Origin of the sequence: Nonomuraea lactucae, from assembly GCF_003313395.1 — a bacterium.
In the GTDB taxonomy this organism is placed as follows: domain Bacteria; phylum Actinomycetota; class Actinomycetes; order Streptosporangiales; family Streptosporangiaceae; genus Nonomuraea; species Nonomuraea lactucae.
This window is the reverse complement of the sequence record NZ_QNFZ01000242.1, coordinates 1-14,728: the sequence shown is the minus strand read 5'-3', so window position 1 is coordinate 14,728 and position 14,728 is coordinate 1. Positions and strand designations below refer to the sequence as shown.

The following is a 14,728-nucleotide window of genomic DNA, read 5'->3' as shown; positions in this document are numbered from 1 at the left end:
CAGGCGCAGGCCGCGGCGATCGGGCAGTCGGCGCAGCGGGGAGTGCGGGCCGTGCAGACCAGGGCGCCCAGCTCCATGACCGCCACGCCCCAGCGCGCCGCGCCCAGCTCGGGCAGGAGCGTCTCGGCCAGCCGGCGCTCGGCCGCCGACGTGGCCGGCGGGGGATACTCCTCGGCGCGTACCGCCCTGGCGAAGACCCTGCGCACGTTCGTGTCGAGCACCGCGTGCCGCCCGCCGTACGCGAAGCTCGCCACCGCCGCCGCGGTGTACTCGCCGATGCCGGGCAGCGACAGCAGCGTCGCGTGGTCGGACGGCACCTCGCCGGCGTGCTCCTCGGTGATGGCGCGGGCGCAGGCGTGCAGCCGCAGCGCCCTTCGCGGGTAGCCGAGGCGGCCCCAGTGGCGGACCGCCTCGCCCGGCGGCTCCGCCGCCAGCGCCTCGGCGACGGGCCAGCGTTCCATCCATTCGTGCCAGACCGGCAGCACGCGCACGACCGGGGTCTGCTGCAACATGATCTCGCTGACCAGCACGCCCCATGGCGTCGCGCCGACGGCGCGCCAGGGGAGATCCCGGGCGTTGGCCTCGTACCACTCCAGAACGGGGGCGTGTAGGAGGTTCGGCTCAACCACACGGCCCAGCGTATTGCGAGATGGCAAGAGACGGCGTGTCGTCACGTCAAGGAGCCACTCCGTCACCATGCTGTGCGTATGGATCCGGATACGATGCGTGACGGCGGCGGTGGGGGCGGCGGCGGAGGCGGCAGCGGGGGCGGCGACGTCTACTGGCGGCGGCGCATGAGCGTGCTCATCGCGGTGCTGGTGGTCGTGGCCGTCGTGGCATGGGCCTGCTCCAGCGGAGGTGACGGTCCGCAACCCTCCTCCAGCGCCGACTCGTCGGCGAGCGCCTCCCCGACCGCGGATCCCCTCCTCGCGGGACTGCGCACCCTCGCTCTCGGTACGGCCACCCCCACCCCCACGCCCAGCCCCACCCCCAAGACCTCCCCGAGTCTGAGGGGGGAACGCGCGGGCGAGCCCTGCGACGAGGCCGACCTGGTGCTGAGCCTGCAGGGCAAGCAGGATGTGTACGCCGGTGGCGCCTGGCCGAACTTCCTGGTCAGCCTGGTCAACACCGGGCCGGTCATGTGCCGGGCCGATGTCGGGCCGCGGGCCATGGAGATCCGCATCACCTCGGGGGAGGACCGGATCTGGTCCACCTCCGACTGTGTGAGCGGGGGCGCCGCGGAGTTCAGGGAGCTGGAGCGGGGGGTGCCCTTCGTCCGGTCGCTGGACTGGGACCGGCGCCGCTCCACCGACGACTGCCGCTCGGACCGGCCGGTCGCGCTGCCGGGGACGTACGTCGTGGTGGCCCGCATGGGCAAGCTGAAGAGCCTCAAGGGCGTCTTCCACCTCCGCTAGCCAAAGCCCTCCCACTCCCCGCTCACCTCGCCCCTTCTGGCGCCTGCCGCCGGTGGGGCTCGTTGTCGTGGGGCGCGGTGTTGTGGGGGCGCGGTGTTGTGGGACGCGGTGTCGCCGTGCTGCCGAGGGCGCGGGGTTGCCGGCCCGCCGCCACCGGTTGTCGCCGGAGCCTTGCCTGGCTGTCGACGGCGGGGGGCGGGTCAGACGTAGCGTTCGAGGATCGACGACTCGGCGAGGCGGGAGAGCCCCTCGCGGACGCTGCGCGCGCGGGACTCGCCCACGCCGCCCACGGCCTGGAGGTCGTCGATGCTGGCCGCGAGCAGCTTCTGCAGGCCGCCGAAATGGTTGACCAGGCGATCGACCACCGTGGCGGGGAGGCGGGGCACCTTGGCCAGCAGGCGGAAGCCGCGCGGGCTGACCGCTCCGTCGATCTCGTTGGCGTCGTGGCCGAGGACGTGGGCGACGGCGGACAGGTCGAGCAGCTCGCCGGCCGAGAGCTGGTCGAGGTCGTGCATGGCCTCCGAGAGCCGCCGCGTCCGCCGGCCCGAGGGGGCGGGCAGGTAGTCGCGCACCACCAGCTCCCGCTCGGAGTCGACACCCGCCACCAGCTCGTCGAGCTGGAGCGAGAGCAGGCGGCCGTCGGTGCCCAGCTCCACCACGTAGCCCTTGATCTCGTCGGAGATGCGCCGGACCATCTCCAGCCGCTGGGCCACGGCCGCCACGTCGCGCACGGTCACCAGGTCCTCGATCTCCAGCGCCGAGAGCGTGCCGGAGACCTCGTCGAGGCGGTGCTTGTAGCGTTCGAGCGTGGCCAGCGCCTGGTTGGCCTTGGACAGGATGGCCGCCGACTCCTCCAGGACGTAGCGGATGCCGTCGAGGTAGAGGGCGATGATCCGCATCGACTTGCTGATCGCGATGATGGGCAGGCCGGTCTGCCTGGCGACCCGCTGGGCGGTGCGGTGGCGCGTGCCGGACTCGTCGGTGGGGATGGCCGGGTCGGGAACGAGGTGCACCGCGGCCCGCACGATCTTGTGGTCGTCGCTCACCACGATCGCGCCGTCCATCTTGGCCAGCTCGCGCAGCCGGGTGGCCGAGAACTCGACGTCGAGCTCGAAACCGCCGCTGCAGACCTGCTCGACGAGCCTGTTGTAGCCGAGCACGATCAGCCCGCCGGTCTGCCCGCGCAGGATCCGCTCCAGGCCGTCGCGCAGCGGCGTGCCCGGAGCCACCGCGGCCAGGGCTTCGCGACGGCGGTCGTCAAGACTCCTGTCGTTTGGCACCGGACCCCCGTGTCGAATAGTCACGCCCAGCTTAGCGGCGCTATGTGACGTGTGTGAGAGCGTCCCAGACGTTCTCCGCCTCCACCACCTCGAACCCGGGAGCGAACGAGACCGGCCCGACAGGCACCAGAGAGCGCTGCCCGTTGCGCTTGCGGGCGCCCTCGTCGAGGGAGCCGGCGGGCACCAGCCCGCGCCTGAAACCGAGCCGGGCCGCTTCGCTGAGCCGCCGCCGCACGTCCTTGACCGGCCGCAGCTCGCCCGCCAGGCCGACCTCGCCGATCGCCACGAGCCCGGGGGGCAGCGGTTTGTCGCCGGCCGCGCTGGCCACCGCGAGCATCACCGAGAGGTCGACCGCGGGGTCGGCCAGCTTGATGCCGCCCACCGTCGCGGTGAACACGTCGCAGCCCCCCAGCTTGGCGTTGAGCCTGCGCTCCAGCACCGCGAGGATCATCTGCACCCGGTAGGTGTCGAGGCCGGAGGAGGTGCGCCTGGGCTGCTGCGCCTCGGTGCGGGCGACCAGCGCCTGCACCTCGGCCGGCAGCGGGCGGGTGCCCTCGACGGTCACGGTCACGCAGGTGCCCGGCACGGGCCTGCTGCGCCGCGAGACGAACAGCCCGCTCGGGTCGGTGATGCCCTCGATGCCGCGCTCGTGCAGGTCGAAGCAGCCGACCTCGTCGGTGGGGCCGAACCGGTTTTTGATCGCGCGGACCATGCGCAGCGGGGAGTGGCGGTCGCCCTCGAAGTTGAGCACGACGTCGACCAGGTGCTCCAGCGTGCGCGGCCCGGCGATCGAGCCCTCCTTGGTCACGTGGCCGACGAGCACCGTCGCCATGTCGCGCTCCTTGGCCAGGCGCACGATGTTTCCGGCGACCTCGCGCACCTGCGTCACCCCGCCGGGAACGCCGGTGGCCTGCGCGGAGCCGATCGTCTGAACCGAGTCGACCACCAGCAGCCGGGGCTGGACCTTCTCGACGTGGGTGACCAGGGCGGACAGCTCGGTCTCGGCCGCGAGGTAGAGGCGGTCGCGGACCGCGCCGATGCGGTCGGCCCGGAGCCGGACCTGGGCGGCCGACTCCTCGCCGGTGACGTAGAGGACGGTCTCGCCCTCCGCCATGCGCGCGGCTGCCTCCAGCAGCAGCGTGGACTTGCCGATGCCCGGCTCGCCCGCCAGCAGCACCACCGCGCCGGGCACGAGCCCGCCGCCGAGCACCCGGTCGAGCTCGGCCACGCCCGTCGTGCGCGCGGTCGCCACCTCGGCCTTGACCTGCCCGATCGGCATCGCGGGCGCCGTGGTGGCGCCCGCCTGGACGACGTGCACCCCGCTGCGCGCGCCCTCCTCGTCGACCGTGCCCCATGCCTGGCACTCGCCGCACCGCCCCACCCATTTGGCGGTGCGCCAGCCGCACTCGGCGCAGCGGTATCCGGGCTTGGGGGCTGTCTTGGCCATGCGGAGCAGGCTAGCGGTCCGCGCCGACAATCTTCGAGCTCCGCGAGCTCCGGGGTCGGCGGCGCGGCCGGTTTGTCAGGCGAGGCCGGGTGTCAGGCGAGGCCGAGGGCGGAGACGAGCATGCGCTTGGGCCTGGCGCCGACGATCTGCCTGACCGGCTCGCCGTTCTCGAACAGCAGCAGCGTCGGCAGGCTCATGACCCCGTAGCGGGCCATGATCTCGGGGTTCTCGTCGGTGTTGAGCTTGCCCACGGCCAGGCCGTGGTCGGCCTCGATCTCCTCGAGCACCGGGGCGACCATCCGGCACGGCGGGCACCACTCGGCCCAGAAGTCGACCAGCACCGGCTGGTCGCTCCTCAGCACCCGCTCGTCGAAGTTGTCCGTGGTCAGCGTGATCATCTTTCTCCCTCGAGAAGGCAGCCGGGGCAGGCCTCGGCGAGCTGGGCCGCCACCTCGGCGCGGCGGGCGAGCAGGACGCGGATGTCGTCGTCGATCTCGGCCAGCTTGCGCCGGTAGACCGCGACGGACTCGTGGCAGGCGCCGCCTGAGCCGTTCCCCGCGCGCAGGCAGTCGACGAACGGCCGCGTGTCCTCGAGCGTGAAGCCCACGGACAGCAACGCGCGGATCTCGGCCACCAGCCGGACGTCGCCCTCGGTGTACTCGCGGTAGCCGTTGGCCCCCCGCCGGGCCGTGAGCAGTCCGTGCTGCTCGTAGTAGCGGAGCGAACGGGTGCTCACCCCCGTGCGGCCGGCCAGCTCTCCGATGCGCATCCCACCACGGTAGACGTTGACACCGGCGTCAAGGTCAAGCCTCAGAAGCGGCGCCAGCGCAGCACGTTGGGATACGCCAGCTCCAGGCCGGGCGTCTCCTGGATCGCCTGCTCGGCCACCCGCGGCGCGAACTCGATGCGCAGCACCGCCTCCAGGTCCGCCCGCCGCTCGAAGGCCATCCTCAGGTCCAGCGGCTGCCGCTGCCAGCCGTGGCGGCTCCAGAAGGCCTCGACCTCGGGGGCGGAGTAGGTGGGCACCGTACGGGAGAACCACCGGCCGAACGATCCGCGGGTCGCGTCCAGGTCGACGACGAAGGCGGCGCCGCCCCGCCGTACCACTCTGGACAGCTCGCGCAGGCCGGGCTCGCAGCCGGGGCCGAAGAAGTACGCCCAGCGCGCGACCGCGACGTCCACCGACGCGTCCGGCAGCGGCAGGTCCTGCGCGGTGGCGGCGTGCACCTCCACGCCCGCCAGGCCGGCGCAGCGGCGGCGGGCCAGGGCGACCAGATCGCCGTGCGGCTCGACCCCGATCACCCTGGCCGCCTCGGCGGCGAGGCGGGGAAGGTGGTAGCCCGTGCCGCAGCCGATGTCGAGCACCGTGGCGCCGTCCCACGGGCGCACCGCCCGCATGGCGGCGTCCGCTGCCCCGTCGGGGTCCACGGCGCGATTCTCCAGCTCGTAGACCTGAGGCGTGTTCCAGATGTTGGGGCTCGGGATGGCGCCTTTGGCGATCCTGGACATGACCCAACCGTAGGGGTCGCGCGCCAGAACGGTGTCACCGGCTTAGGCTGGCAAGCGTGGCTGACGTCATCCGCGTGCCCAATGCGAAGATCGCATTGTCCACCGCCTCGGTATATCCCGAACGAACCCCCGACGCGTTCGAACTCGCCGCTCGCCTGGGCTACGACGGTGTCGAGATCATGGTCGGCGCCGATCCGGTGAGCCAGGACATCGACGTGATAGAGCGGCTGTCCGAGCACTACCAGGTGCCCGTGCTGGCCATCCACGCGCCGTGCCTGCTGGTGACGCAGCGTGTCTGGGGCCGTGACCCGTGGGCCAAGCTGGTCAGGGCGCGGCAGGCGGCCGAGCGGCTCGGGGCCTCGGCGGTGGTGGTGCACCCGCCGTTCCGCTGGCAGCGCGACTACGCGCGCGACTTCGAGGCCGGGCTCGCCCGCATGCGCGAGGAGACCGACGTGACGTTCGCGGTGGAGAACATGTTCCCCCTCCGGGCCCGGAACAACGACGTGGTCCCCTACTCTCCCGACTGGAACCCCATCGACTACGACTTCCCGCAGGTCACGCTCGATCTGTCGCACACCGCCGTGTCGGGCTCCGACGCGATGGAGATGGCCACCAAGCTCGGTGACCGCCTGGCCCACCTGCACCTGGCCGACGGCGTCGGCGTGCCGAACAAGGACGAGCACCTCGTGCCCGGCCGCGGCAACCAGCCGTGCGCGCAGCTCCTGGAGCGGCTGGCCGGCTCCGGCTACACCGGCCTGGTCGTGCTGGAGATCAACACCCGCAAGGCCGCGAGCCGCACCGAGCGGATCGACGACCTGGCGGAGGGGCTCGCGTTCGCCCGGCTCCACCTGGCGGCCTCCGCATGAGCGTGGGCCCGATGCGCGAGCTGGGCCGGGTGTTCGACAGCGTCGCCGACGCCTACGACGCGGGCCGGCCCACCTACCCCGACGAGCTGTTCCACGCGCTGGCCGAGGTGTCCGGCGTGGAGCTGGCGGGGGCCACGGCGATCGACGTCGGCGCGGGCACGGGCATCCTGACGCGCGCCCTGCGGGCCCGCGGGACGCGGGTGGTCGCCGTCGACCCGAGCGTGGAGATGCTGGCCCGCCTGGTGTCCCGCTCGAAGGCAGAGGTCACTGGTGGCTCGGCGGCCCGTGCCGAGGGCACGGCGGCGGTACGGGCCGACGGCGACGATCTCCCGCTGGCCGACGGGGTGGCCGACCTGGTGACGTACGCGCAGTCCTGGCACTGGCTCGACCCGGTCTCCTCGATCGCCGAGGCGCGGCGGGTGCTGCGGCCAGGCGGCGCCATCGCGGGCTGCTGGAACCTCGCGAACGCGGCCCAGGCCGACTGGCTGGCCGCGTACGAGGCCCGGCTGGCGGAGGCGTGCCCGGCCTACTGGGGCCAGGCCCTGGAGGAGTGGTCGGTGCCGCCCATCGCCGCCGCGTTCGAGGTGGTGGGGGAGCGCTGGGTGCCGTGGACGCGGCTGGTCGGCATCGAGGAGTTCCTGCTCGACCTGCGCTCACACTCCTACATGGCCGAGCTGCCCGCCGAAGCCGCCGGCGAGCTGGTCGAGCGGCAGCGGGCCGAGCTGCGCAGGACGTTCCCCGGGGGTGTGGTGTCGGTGCCGATGCGGGTCTACCTGGCGGTGGGGCGGTGACGACGAGGCGACGGCCGGGCCGCAGGCCGGGCTCGGCCGACACGCGCGGCGAGATCCTGGCCGCGGCCAGGCGGGTGTTCGCCGAGAAGGGCTTCGACAAGGCGACGGTGCGCGGCATCGCCAGGGAGGCGAAGGTCGATCCGGCGCTGGTGCACCACTATTTCGCGACGAAGGAGGGCATGTTCGCCGCGGCGATGCGGCTGCCTCTCACGCCGGAGGTGGTGATCCCCACAGTGATCGAGGGGCCGCGCGACGAGATCGGCGAGCGGCTGGTGCGGCTGATCCTGAGCGTGACGGCCACGCCGGAGACCCGGGAGCCGATGATCGCCCTCATCCGGTCGGCCGTGACCAACGAGCAGGCCGTGACGATGTTCAGGGAGTTCGTCAGCAACGCTCTCCTGCTGCGGGTGGCCGACGCGCTGGAGGTGCCTCATCTGCGGATCGAGGCCGCGTTCTCGCAGATGTTCGGCGTGCTGATGGCCCGCTACGTGCTGAAGCTGGAGCCCTTGGCCAGCGCCGACCCGGAGGAGCTGGTCGCGCTGCTGGCGCCGACGATCCAGCGCTATTTCACAGGCTAGAGCACTGTTCTGGAACGCGTGCCGGTCGTAGGGTGAGTCGCGTTACGCCTGAATGTTACTCGCGGGTAGGATTCAGGGGTGACCTGGTCATTGCGTGGATGACCGGCGTACGTACGCTGGCAGCCAACGTCGTCTGTAGGAGGGCCCGTGCTCTGGGTAGCCATCATCGGACTCATCATGACCGTCCTGGCGGTGGCCGTGGCGGGCCGTCGGGCGTCGTTCCTCTACAAGCTCGCCACGGTCGGCCCGCCCGCGCCCGAGCGGATCGAGTACGCGCGGACGCACGCGGCCGACGAGATCAAGGCCCAGCTGGTCGAGGTGTTCGGCCAGAAGAAACTGCTGAAGTGGACACCCTCCGGCGTCGCCCACTTCTTCGTCATGTGGGCCTTCTTCATCCTGCTGACCGTCTACATCGAGGCGTACGGCGCGATCATCCAGGGCGCCGTCACCGGCCGGCCCGACTTCCACATCCCGCTCATCGGCCAGTGGGCCGTGCTGGGCTTCCTGCAGGACTTCATCGCGGTCGCCTGCGTGCTGGGCCTGGCCGCGTTCGCCGTCATCCGGATCAAGAACTCGCCCAAGGCGCTGGGCCGCAGATCGCGCTTCTCCGGTTCGCACCTGGGCGGCGCCTGGCTCGTCCTGTTCATGATCTTCAATATCATCTGGACGCTCTTCCTGGCCCGCGGCGCGGCGGCGGCCAACGACAACTTCCCCTACAGCTCAGGCGCCTTCGTCTCGCTGGCCCTGGGCGACGTCCTGCCGGCCAGCTCGCTGCTGGAGGAGATCGCGCTGCTCCTGCACATCGGCTTCATGCTGGTGTTCCTGGTCATCGTGGTCAACTCCAAGCACCTGCACATCTTCACCGCGCCGCTGAACGTGCTCTTCTCCCGTCGCCCCGACGGCCTCGGCGGCGCGTCGGAGCTGCGCTTGGACGGCAAGCCGGTCGACTTCGAGGACGAGGACCTCGACGCCGAACGGCTGGGCCGCGGCAAGATCGGCGACACGACGTGGAAGGGCTTCCTCGACTTCTACTCCTGCACCGAGTGCGGGCGTTGCCAGTCGCAGTGCCCGGCCTGGAACACCGACAAGCCGCTGTCGCCGAAGATGCTCATCCTCGACCAGCGCGACCACGCCTTCAAGGTGGCCCCGTATCTCCTCGCGGGCGCGCCCAAGGAGCACGCCGACACCGACGTGCTGGCGCTGCTGGACAAGCCGCTCGTCGGCGAGGAGGGCGTGATCCACCCCGACGTGCTCTGGTCGTGCACCAACTGCGGCGCCTGCGTCGAGCAGTGCCCGGTCGACATCGAGCACATCGACCACATCCTCGACATGCGCCGCTACCAGGTGATGGTGGAGTCGTCGTTCCCGTCGGAGGCGGGAGTGATGGTGAAGAACCTGGAGAACAAGGGCAACCCGTGGGGCATGTCCGAGATGAAGCGGGCCGACTGGATCGAGGAGCTCGACTTCGAGGTCGAGGTCGTGGACGAGAAGATGCCCGAGGACGCCGACTACCTCTTCTGGGTCGGCTGCGCGGGTGCCCTGGAGGACCGGGCCAAGAAGACCACCAAGGCCGTCGCCGAGCTGCTGCACATCGCGGGCGTCAAGTTCGCGGTGCTCGGGCCGATGGAGGCGTGCACCGGTGACCCGGCCCGCCGCCTGGGCATGGAGTACCTGTTCAACATGCTCGCCCAGCAGAACATCGAGACGCTCAACGAGGCGGGCGTCAAGAAGATCGTCGCCACCTGCCCCCACTGCTTCAACACGCTGGCCAACGAGTATCCGCAGCTCGGCGGCACGTACGAGGTCGTGCACCACACGCAGCTGCTGGCGAAGCTGGTCGACGAGGGCCTGCTGACCCCGATCACGCCGATCGAGGAGAAGATCACCTACCACGACCCGTGCTTCCTCGGCCGCCACAACAAGGTCTACTCCCAGCCACGCGACATCATGTCCAAGGTCCCGGGTGTGCAGACCCAGGAGATGCACCGCCACAAGGACCGGGGCTTCTGCTGCGGCGCCGGCGGCGCGCGCATGTGGATGGAGGAGCGCATCGGCAAGCGCATCAACACCGAACGGGTGGACGAGGCGCTGACCACGAATCCCGACACCGTCTCCACGGCCTGCCCGTTCTGCATGGTGATGCTCGGCGACGCGATCAACGAGAAGAAGAACAACGGCGAGGCCAAGGAATCACTTGAGGTGGTGGACGTGGCCCAGCTGTTGATCAAATCGGTCAAGAGCCCTTCCTGACGGGGCAATGTCGGACTCCTCCACAGGTGATGTGGAGGAGTTCCGCACGTCAGGAGCCCGATATGGAGAAATCTGCCATCCACATAACGGGAAAATCACGGTAACCTCAACGTCGCATGGCTTCATTCGACGGGGAGGGGGCTCGCGATGCGCGTCGTCGTCACGGACGCGGAAGTCACGCTAGCCGACGTGCTCTCCCTGCGACTGGCCATGGAGGAGCCGTTGGAGGATGGCACCGAGCTCGTGCTCAGGCACCGGACGACGGGGGTCGAACGTGATGTGCTCCTCGGCACGCCCGGCGCCCGGGCGGCGGAGGCCACGGTGGCCGTCTCGCTGGCGCCGCTGATGCTCACCGCCGGGCGCTGGGACGCCTACCTGCGCCGCGACGGCAAGCGCGTGCGGCTGCGCAGCGTCGATCCGGGCTTCTCGCTCGACCACCTCGACGCGTACGCACTGTGCAAGCGGACCCTGGCCTACCGCTCCTACCGGACCCGCAACGGCTATCTGGCACTGAAGATCGCCGACGCCGAGCCCATCGCCGAGGTGCGCGCGATCTGGTTCAGGGAGGGCCGCTTCGAGGTGACGGGCCTGCTGGCGTTCACCGGGCTGGAGGACGACGACGCGCGCCACGAGGCCCGGCTGGCGCTGCAGCGCAGGCAGTCCGAGCACTTCATGCTGCGCACCTCCGCCATCGTGCAGGGGGTGCGGTTCCACGCCGCCTTCTCCCTGGTCGACGTGCTCGCCGCCGATCCCGAGGGGGCCGGCACCTGGGAGCCGTCGCTGGAGGTCGAAGGCGTGGCGGCGCCGCTGAAACTCGGCTCCCGCCTCGACGACGTCGACGGCAAACGCCGCCGCCTGCACTACCCCTCGACCAGGATCGACGGCGTGCCCATCCGGCCCTGCTACACGGCCGACGACGAGCTGCGGATCGAGGTGGGCGGGTGAAGATCAGCCTGATGCTCGCCTCCGCGTACGGCATGCGCGGCGACGTGCGCTCCACCCTCAACCTCGCGGGCGCGCTGGCCGAACGGCACGACGTCGAGGTGATCAGCATCAGGCGGCACAGGGAGAAGCCGTTCTTCCCCGTGGCCTCGAACGTGACCATGCGCTCGGTGGTCGACGCGAGACCGGGCGTCAGGCACCTGCTCCCGCGCGGCCAGATGCGCACGGAGGTGGCGCTGTGGCGGCTGCTGCGGAGCCTCAAATCCGATGTGCTGGTCACGACCAGGCCGGCACTGGGCGTCCAGGCGGCCAGGCACGCGCCACGCGAGCTGCTCAAGATCGCCCGTGAGTGGAGCCGCCCGGTGGTGCCAGGGCCGGTGAAGCGGTTCTACCCCCGGCTCGACGCCGTCGTCACCGCCACCGAGACGGCCGAGGAGGAGTGGGCCAAGCTGCTGGAGGGCGCGGCGCCCGTGCACACCGTGCCGGACGCGCTGCCGTCCGGGCCGTGGCCGCGCTCCCGGATGGACAACCGCATCGTGGCCGCGGGCGGCCGGTGGGTGGCGGTCAAGGCGTACGACAGGCTGATCAGGGCGTTCGCCACCGTGGCCGACAAGCGGCCCGACTGGCGGCTGAGGCTGTACGGCGGCGGGCCCGAAGAGCACCGGCTGCGGGGCCTGGTCCGCGAGCTAGACCTGCACAACCACGTCTACTTCATGGGCACCACGCCTGACCTGGCGGGGGAGTTCGCCAAGGCGTCGATCGTGGCCAACTCCTCGCGCACCGGGGACCTGGGCATGACCGTGCTGGAGGCCATGGGGTGCGGGGTGCCCGTCGTGGCGTGCGAGGGGGCGCGGGGGCCTGCGGAGTTCGTGGCCACGGGCTACAACGGCGTGCTGGTGCCCGAGGTGGAGGGCGACCCGGAGCTGTTCGCCGCGGCCCTGCTCGCGCTCATCGACGACGAGCGCAGGCGCCGCTCGCTGGCTGCCGGCGCGCTGGAGACGGCCGTCCGCCACTCGGCGGACGAGGTCGGCAGGCAGTGGGACAAGCTGATCGCCGGTCTCCGTTGACAGATACCGCACGCGGGTACGGTAGAGGCATGCATGGCTACACCGCAGACAAGCAGGCCTACTTGACACGGCTCCGGCGGATCGAGGGGCAGATCAGGGGCCTGCAGCGCATGGTCGATGACGACGCCTACTGCATCGACGTGCTCACCCAGGTCTCCGCGGCGACGCGCGCCCTGCAGGCCGTCGCGCTGGGGCTGCTGGAGGAGCACATCTCCCACTGCGTCGCGGACGCCATCAGCAGCGGGGGTCCCGAGGCGGAGGCGAAGGTGAAGGAGGCCTCCGCGGCCATCGCGCGGCTCGTCCGGTCGTAGTCGTAGATGGTCGCTCATCCTACGCAGGAGAGGGCGGCTCACTGACTAGTCATGTCGCGGGAAGTGACCACCCCCCGAAACCACTGTCCCGGACCCCTGAGGAGTCCGGGACTAGGCCGTTGTGATGATCCTTCAGTGACTCGCCGAAGTCCGCAATCCGAGCGCGTCGTCGAGCTCGTCCAAGGTCAGCCGCCGCTCGCTGATAGCGACGGCGGTAAGCACCTCGGCGTAGAGCGCAATCTCGTCCAACGCGACACGGTCGTGGACCCGAGAGTCCAGGTCGTCGTGCCCCACCGCGTCGTCCTTCCTTCCGCAGCCCACACCCTCTACGAGGTTACGGCGGGGGCCCCTTCGGGCGACATGGCCCATCGGAGTCATTCCTTTCCGCGTCACCGTGGCCCCACTGGGATCATTTCCCGATTCCGAGATCACAATTCGGCGAATGGACCGTTGCCTGAAGTCTTAGAACGATATAGGCGGAGTAAGGGTGAAATATCGTCATTAGTGGTTTACGGGCCGTGGGCGTGTGCGGGTCGCCGCCACCGGTTCACGGGTGGACGTCGTCGCGCTCGTGGACGATCCGCTGCACCAGCGCCGCCTGCCCTGCGAACCCGCGCTCCGGCACGCCGGCCCCGCTCACTCCGCGCCACGCCAGCCCGGCGGCGTACGCGGCCCCCAGCACGGCGGCCGCGCTGGCCCGGTCGGGCGGCTCGATCTCGAATCCCGACGCGACGGGTTGGCGTGGCACCCGTGCCGGCATCTCCCACGCCCTCCCTGCCACCCCACCACTCCCCAGCGGCCCCCCGAATCCAGAGGAACTGCCCGGTCCGGTGGCGCCGATCGATCCCGAGTCGTGTCCCGTCCCGGTGGGGCCGCCCGGTCCGGTGGGGCCGCCCGACCTGGTTGGGCCGCCCGGTCTGGTGGGGCCGCCCGACCTGGTTGGGCCGCCCGGTCCGGTGGGGCCGATCGCTCCGGAGTGGTGTCCCGCCCCAGTGGGGCCGCCCGGTCCGGTGGGACTGCCGGGTCCGGTGGGACTGGCCGGACCGGTGGAGGTTACCGCGCTGGGGGAGCCGCCCAGTCCGGAGGGGCCGCTCGGTGCCGGGTGGCGACCTGTCCTGGTAGGCCCGCTGGAGCCGGTCGGGCGGTCCCAGCCTGCAGAGCCGCCAGCGCTCGTACGGCCATCGGGACCGGGAGGGACGGGGCCGCTGGGGGTCTGAGAGGTGCCCTGACCGGGGGCGCTGGAGGGACCCGAGCCGGTCCCGATGCTCCAGCCGGTGGGGGTGGTCCAGGCGGGGGTGAAGGTGCCGGTGGCGGGGAGGGGGCGCGGCGGCGGCGGAAGGGGCTGGGCCGGGCCGAGTACGGGGAAGCCGTCCGGTTGGGTGGTCTCCGCGGCCGAGGTGCCGGTGAGGCCGGCGCGTGACAGCTCGTCGTAGGCGTGCCTGAGCCGGTGGTCCAGCAGCCCGGGCAGCAGCCCCCTGGAGTCGGACAGATCGGCCAGGAGCGTCGCCGCCGCCCGGGCCGGGTCACGGGTGAACGCCAGGGCCTGGACCAGGTCGTACACGGTGTGGCAGAAGTGCGCGGCGGGATCGGTCTCCGCCAGCAGCGCCCTGGCCAGCCGGGGCGGGCAGCGCCGCAGCCACGCCTGCCGTACCGACTCGTCGTCTCGCAGGGCCGCGCGCTCGTCCAGGCCCGGTCGCGTCAGCGTGGGCTCGACCATCGTGAGCAGGGCCAGCGCGCGCGGCCGGAAACGGGCGTCGGCGAGCAGGACCTGGGCCGTGTCGGCCATCACCGCGGCCAGCCGCAGGGCCTCGCGCGGGCGGCCCGCGCGCAGCCGTTCGGCGACGAGTGTGACCAGGTCGAGCAGTGGTGGGCCGGGTAGCCAGCGGACCCACTCGTCACCGGGGAGCGGCCTGCGCAGGTATTCGCCGAAGATGGTGAGAAGCCGCTCGTTGCCGTCGAACGCGGGCGCGTAGGCGCACCACATCACGGTCCCCCAGACGGCGGCGACCGTGCCGGGCACGTCGCCGGCGAAGATCTCGCCGAAGGCGGTCAGCGGGAAGTCGAGCTCGGACCTGCGGCCGGCGGCGCGCACGACCACGCGGATCCGCTCGGTCAGGTGGCCGGGCACGTCGGGGCCGATGAACGCCTGCGTGGAGCCCGGTTCGGCGGTGAAGTCGGGGCCCTGGGGGAGCACCCTCGCGGGCAGCACCGCCGCGGCGTGCTCGGCCCGCCGCACGCGGGCTCCCCGGGGCGGCGGCGCCAGGTGCCAGCG

Annotated in this window: 15 protein-coding genes and 1 pseudogene; 8 read left to right on the top strand and 8 right to left on the bottom strand. The window is 71.6% G+C overall.

What is annotated here, in order from left to right; all coding sequences use genetic code 11:
- On the bottom strand, positions 1–629 hold a 629-nt coding region (locus tag DQW85_RS15175; protein WP_162795007.1), incomplete at its 3' end, for an A/G-specific adenine glycosylase.
- A 78-nt stretch (positions 630–707) separates the two neighbouring features.
- Here DQW85_RS15175 and DQW85_RS15170 point away from each other — a divergent pair.
- Positions 708–1,415, top strand: a complete 708-nt coding sequence (locus tag DQW85_RS15170; protein ID WP_240197195.1) for a hypothetical protein — start codon at positions 708–710, stop codon at positions 1,413–1,415.
- A 200-nt stretch (positions 1,416–1,615) separates the two neighbouring features.
- Here DQW85_RS15170 and disA read toward each other — a convergent pair whose 3' ends face one another.
- From disA to DQW85_RS15145, 5 genes are all read right to left on the bottom strand, one after another.
- Positions 1,616–2,695 (bottom strand): DNA integrity scanning diadenylate cyclase DisA, encoded by a 1,080-nt coding sequence (gene disA, locus DQW85_RS15165; protein ID WP_113700954.1) that lies wholly within the window; start codon positions 2,693–2,695, stop codon positions 1,616–1,618.
- Between the two features lie 40 nt (positions 2,696–2,735).
- Complete coding sequence (gene radA, locus DQW85_RS15160; RefSeq protein WP_113700953.1) at positions 2,736–4,142, bottom strand: DNA repair protein RadA; 1,407 nt, start codon at positions 4,140–4,142, stop codon at positions 2,736–2,738.
- A 92-nt stretch (positions 4,143–4,234) separates the two neighbouring features.
- Positions 4,235–4,540 (bottom strand): thioredoxin, encoded by a 306-nt coding sequence (gene trxA / locus DQW85_RS15155; protein ID WP_113700952.1) that lies wholly within the window; start codon positions 4,538–4,540, stop codon positions 4,235–4,237.
- A complete protein-coding gene (locus DQW85_RS15150) occupies positions 4,537–4,911 on the bottom strand; it encodes a MerR family transcriptional regulator (RefSeq protein WP_113700951.1) in 375 nt (124 codons plus the stop codon). Before DQW85_RS15150 ends, trxA begins: the two co-directional genes overlap by 4 nt.
- A 41-nt stretch (positions 4,912–4,952) precedes the next feature.
- Positions 4,953–5,651: a class I SAM-dependent methyltransferase gene (locus DQW85_RS15145; RefSeq protein WP_113700950.1), complete on the bottom strand. Its 699-nt coding sequence runs from the start codon at positions 5,649–5,651 to the stop codon at positions 4,953–4,955.
- Positions 5,652–5,707: 56 nt separating this feature from the next.
- On the opposite strand from DQW85_RS15145, the gene DQW85_RS15140 reads away from it, so the two are divergent.
- From DQW85_RS15140 to DQW85_RS15110, 7 genes are all read left to right on the top strand, one after another.
- On the top strand, positions 5,708–6,517 hold the full coding sequence (locus DQW85_RS15140) for a sugar phosphate isomerase/epimerase family protein (protein WP_113700949.1): 810 nt from the start codon (positions 5,708–5,710) through the stop codon (positions 6,515–6,517).
- A gap of 11 nt (positions 6,518–6,528) precedes the next feature.
- Positions 6,529–7,308, top strand: coding sequence for a class I SAM-dependent methyltransferase (locus DQW85_RS15135; RefSeq protein WP_113700948.1), 780 nt, complete (start codon positions 6,529–6,531; stop codon positions 7,306–7,308).
- Positions 7,305–7,886, top strand: a complete 582-nt coding sequence (locus tag DQW85_RS15130; protein WP_113700947.1) for a TetR/AcrR family transcriptional regulator — start codon at positions 7,305–7,307, stop codon at positions 7,884–7,886. Before DQW85_RS15135 ends, DQW85_RS15130 begins: the two co-directional genes overlap by 4 nt.
- Positions 7,887–8,033: 147 nt before the next feature.
- On the top strand, positions 8,034–10,136 hold the full coding sequence (locus DQW85_RS15125; protein WP_113700946.1) for a (Fe-S)-binding protein: 2,103 nt from the start codon (positions 8,034–8,036) through the stop codon (positions 10,134–10,136).
- 147 nt (positions 10,137–10,283) lie between these two features.
- On the top strand, positions 10,284–11,081 hold the full coding sequence (locus DQW85_RS15120; protein WP_113700945.1) for a hypothetical protein: 798 nt from the start codon (positions 10,284–10,286) through the stop codon (positions 11,079–11,081).
- Positions 11,078–12,145, top strand: a complete 1,068-nt coding sequence (locus DQW85_RS15115; protein WP_113700944.1) for a glycosyltransferase — start codon at positions 11,078–11,080, stop codon at positions 12,143–12,145. The genes DQW85_RS15120 and DQW85_RS15115 overlap by 4 nt, the downstream gene beginning before the upstream one ends.
- Positions 12,146–12,174: 29 nt before the next feature.
- The gene (locus tag DQW85_RS15110) at positions 12,175–12,456 is read left to right on the top strand and encodes a metal-sensitive transcriptional regulator (RefSeq protein WP_113700943.1); all 282 of its coding nucleotides are present in this window, start codon (positions 12,175–12,177) and stop codon (positions 12,454–12,456) included.
- 132 nt (positions 12,457–12,588) lie between these two features.
- On the opposite strand, the gene DQW85_RS45860 is transcribed toward DQW85_RS15110, so the two are convergent.
- Both DQW85_RS45860 and DQW85_RS47630 read right to left on the bottom strand, forming a co-directional pair.
- Positions 12,589–12,750: a hypothetical protein gene (locus DQW85_RS45860; RefSeq protein WP_181019825.1), complete on the bottom strand. Its 162-nt coding sequence runs from the start codon at positions 12,748–12,750 to the stop codon at positions 12,589–12,591.
- Between the two features lie 253 nt (positions 12,751–13,003).
- Positions 13,004–14,728: pseudogene (locus DQW85_RS47630) on the bottom strand (hypothetical protein); the annotation flags it as partial.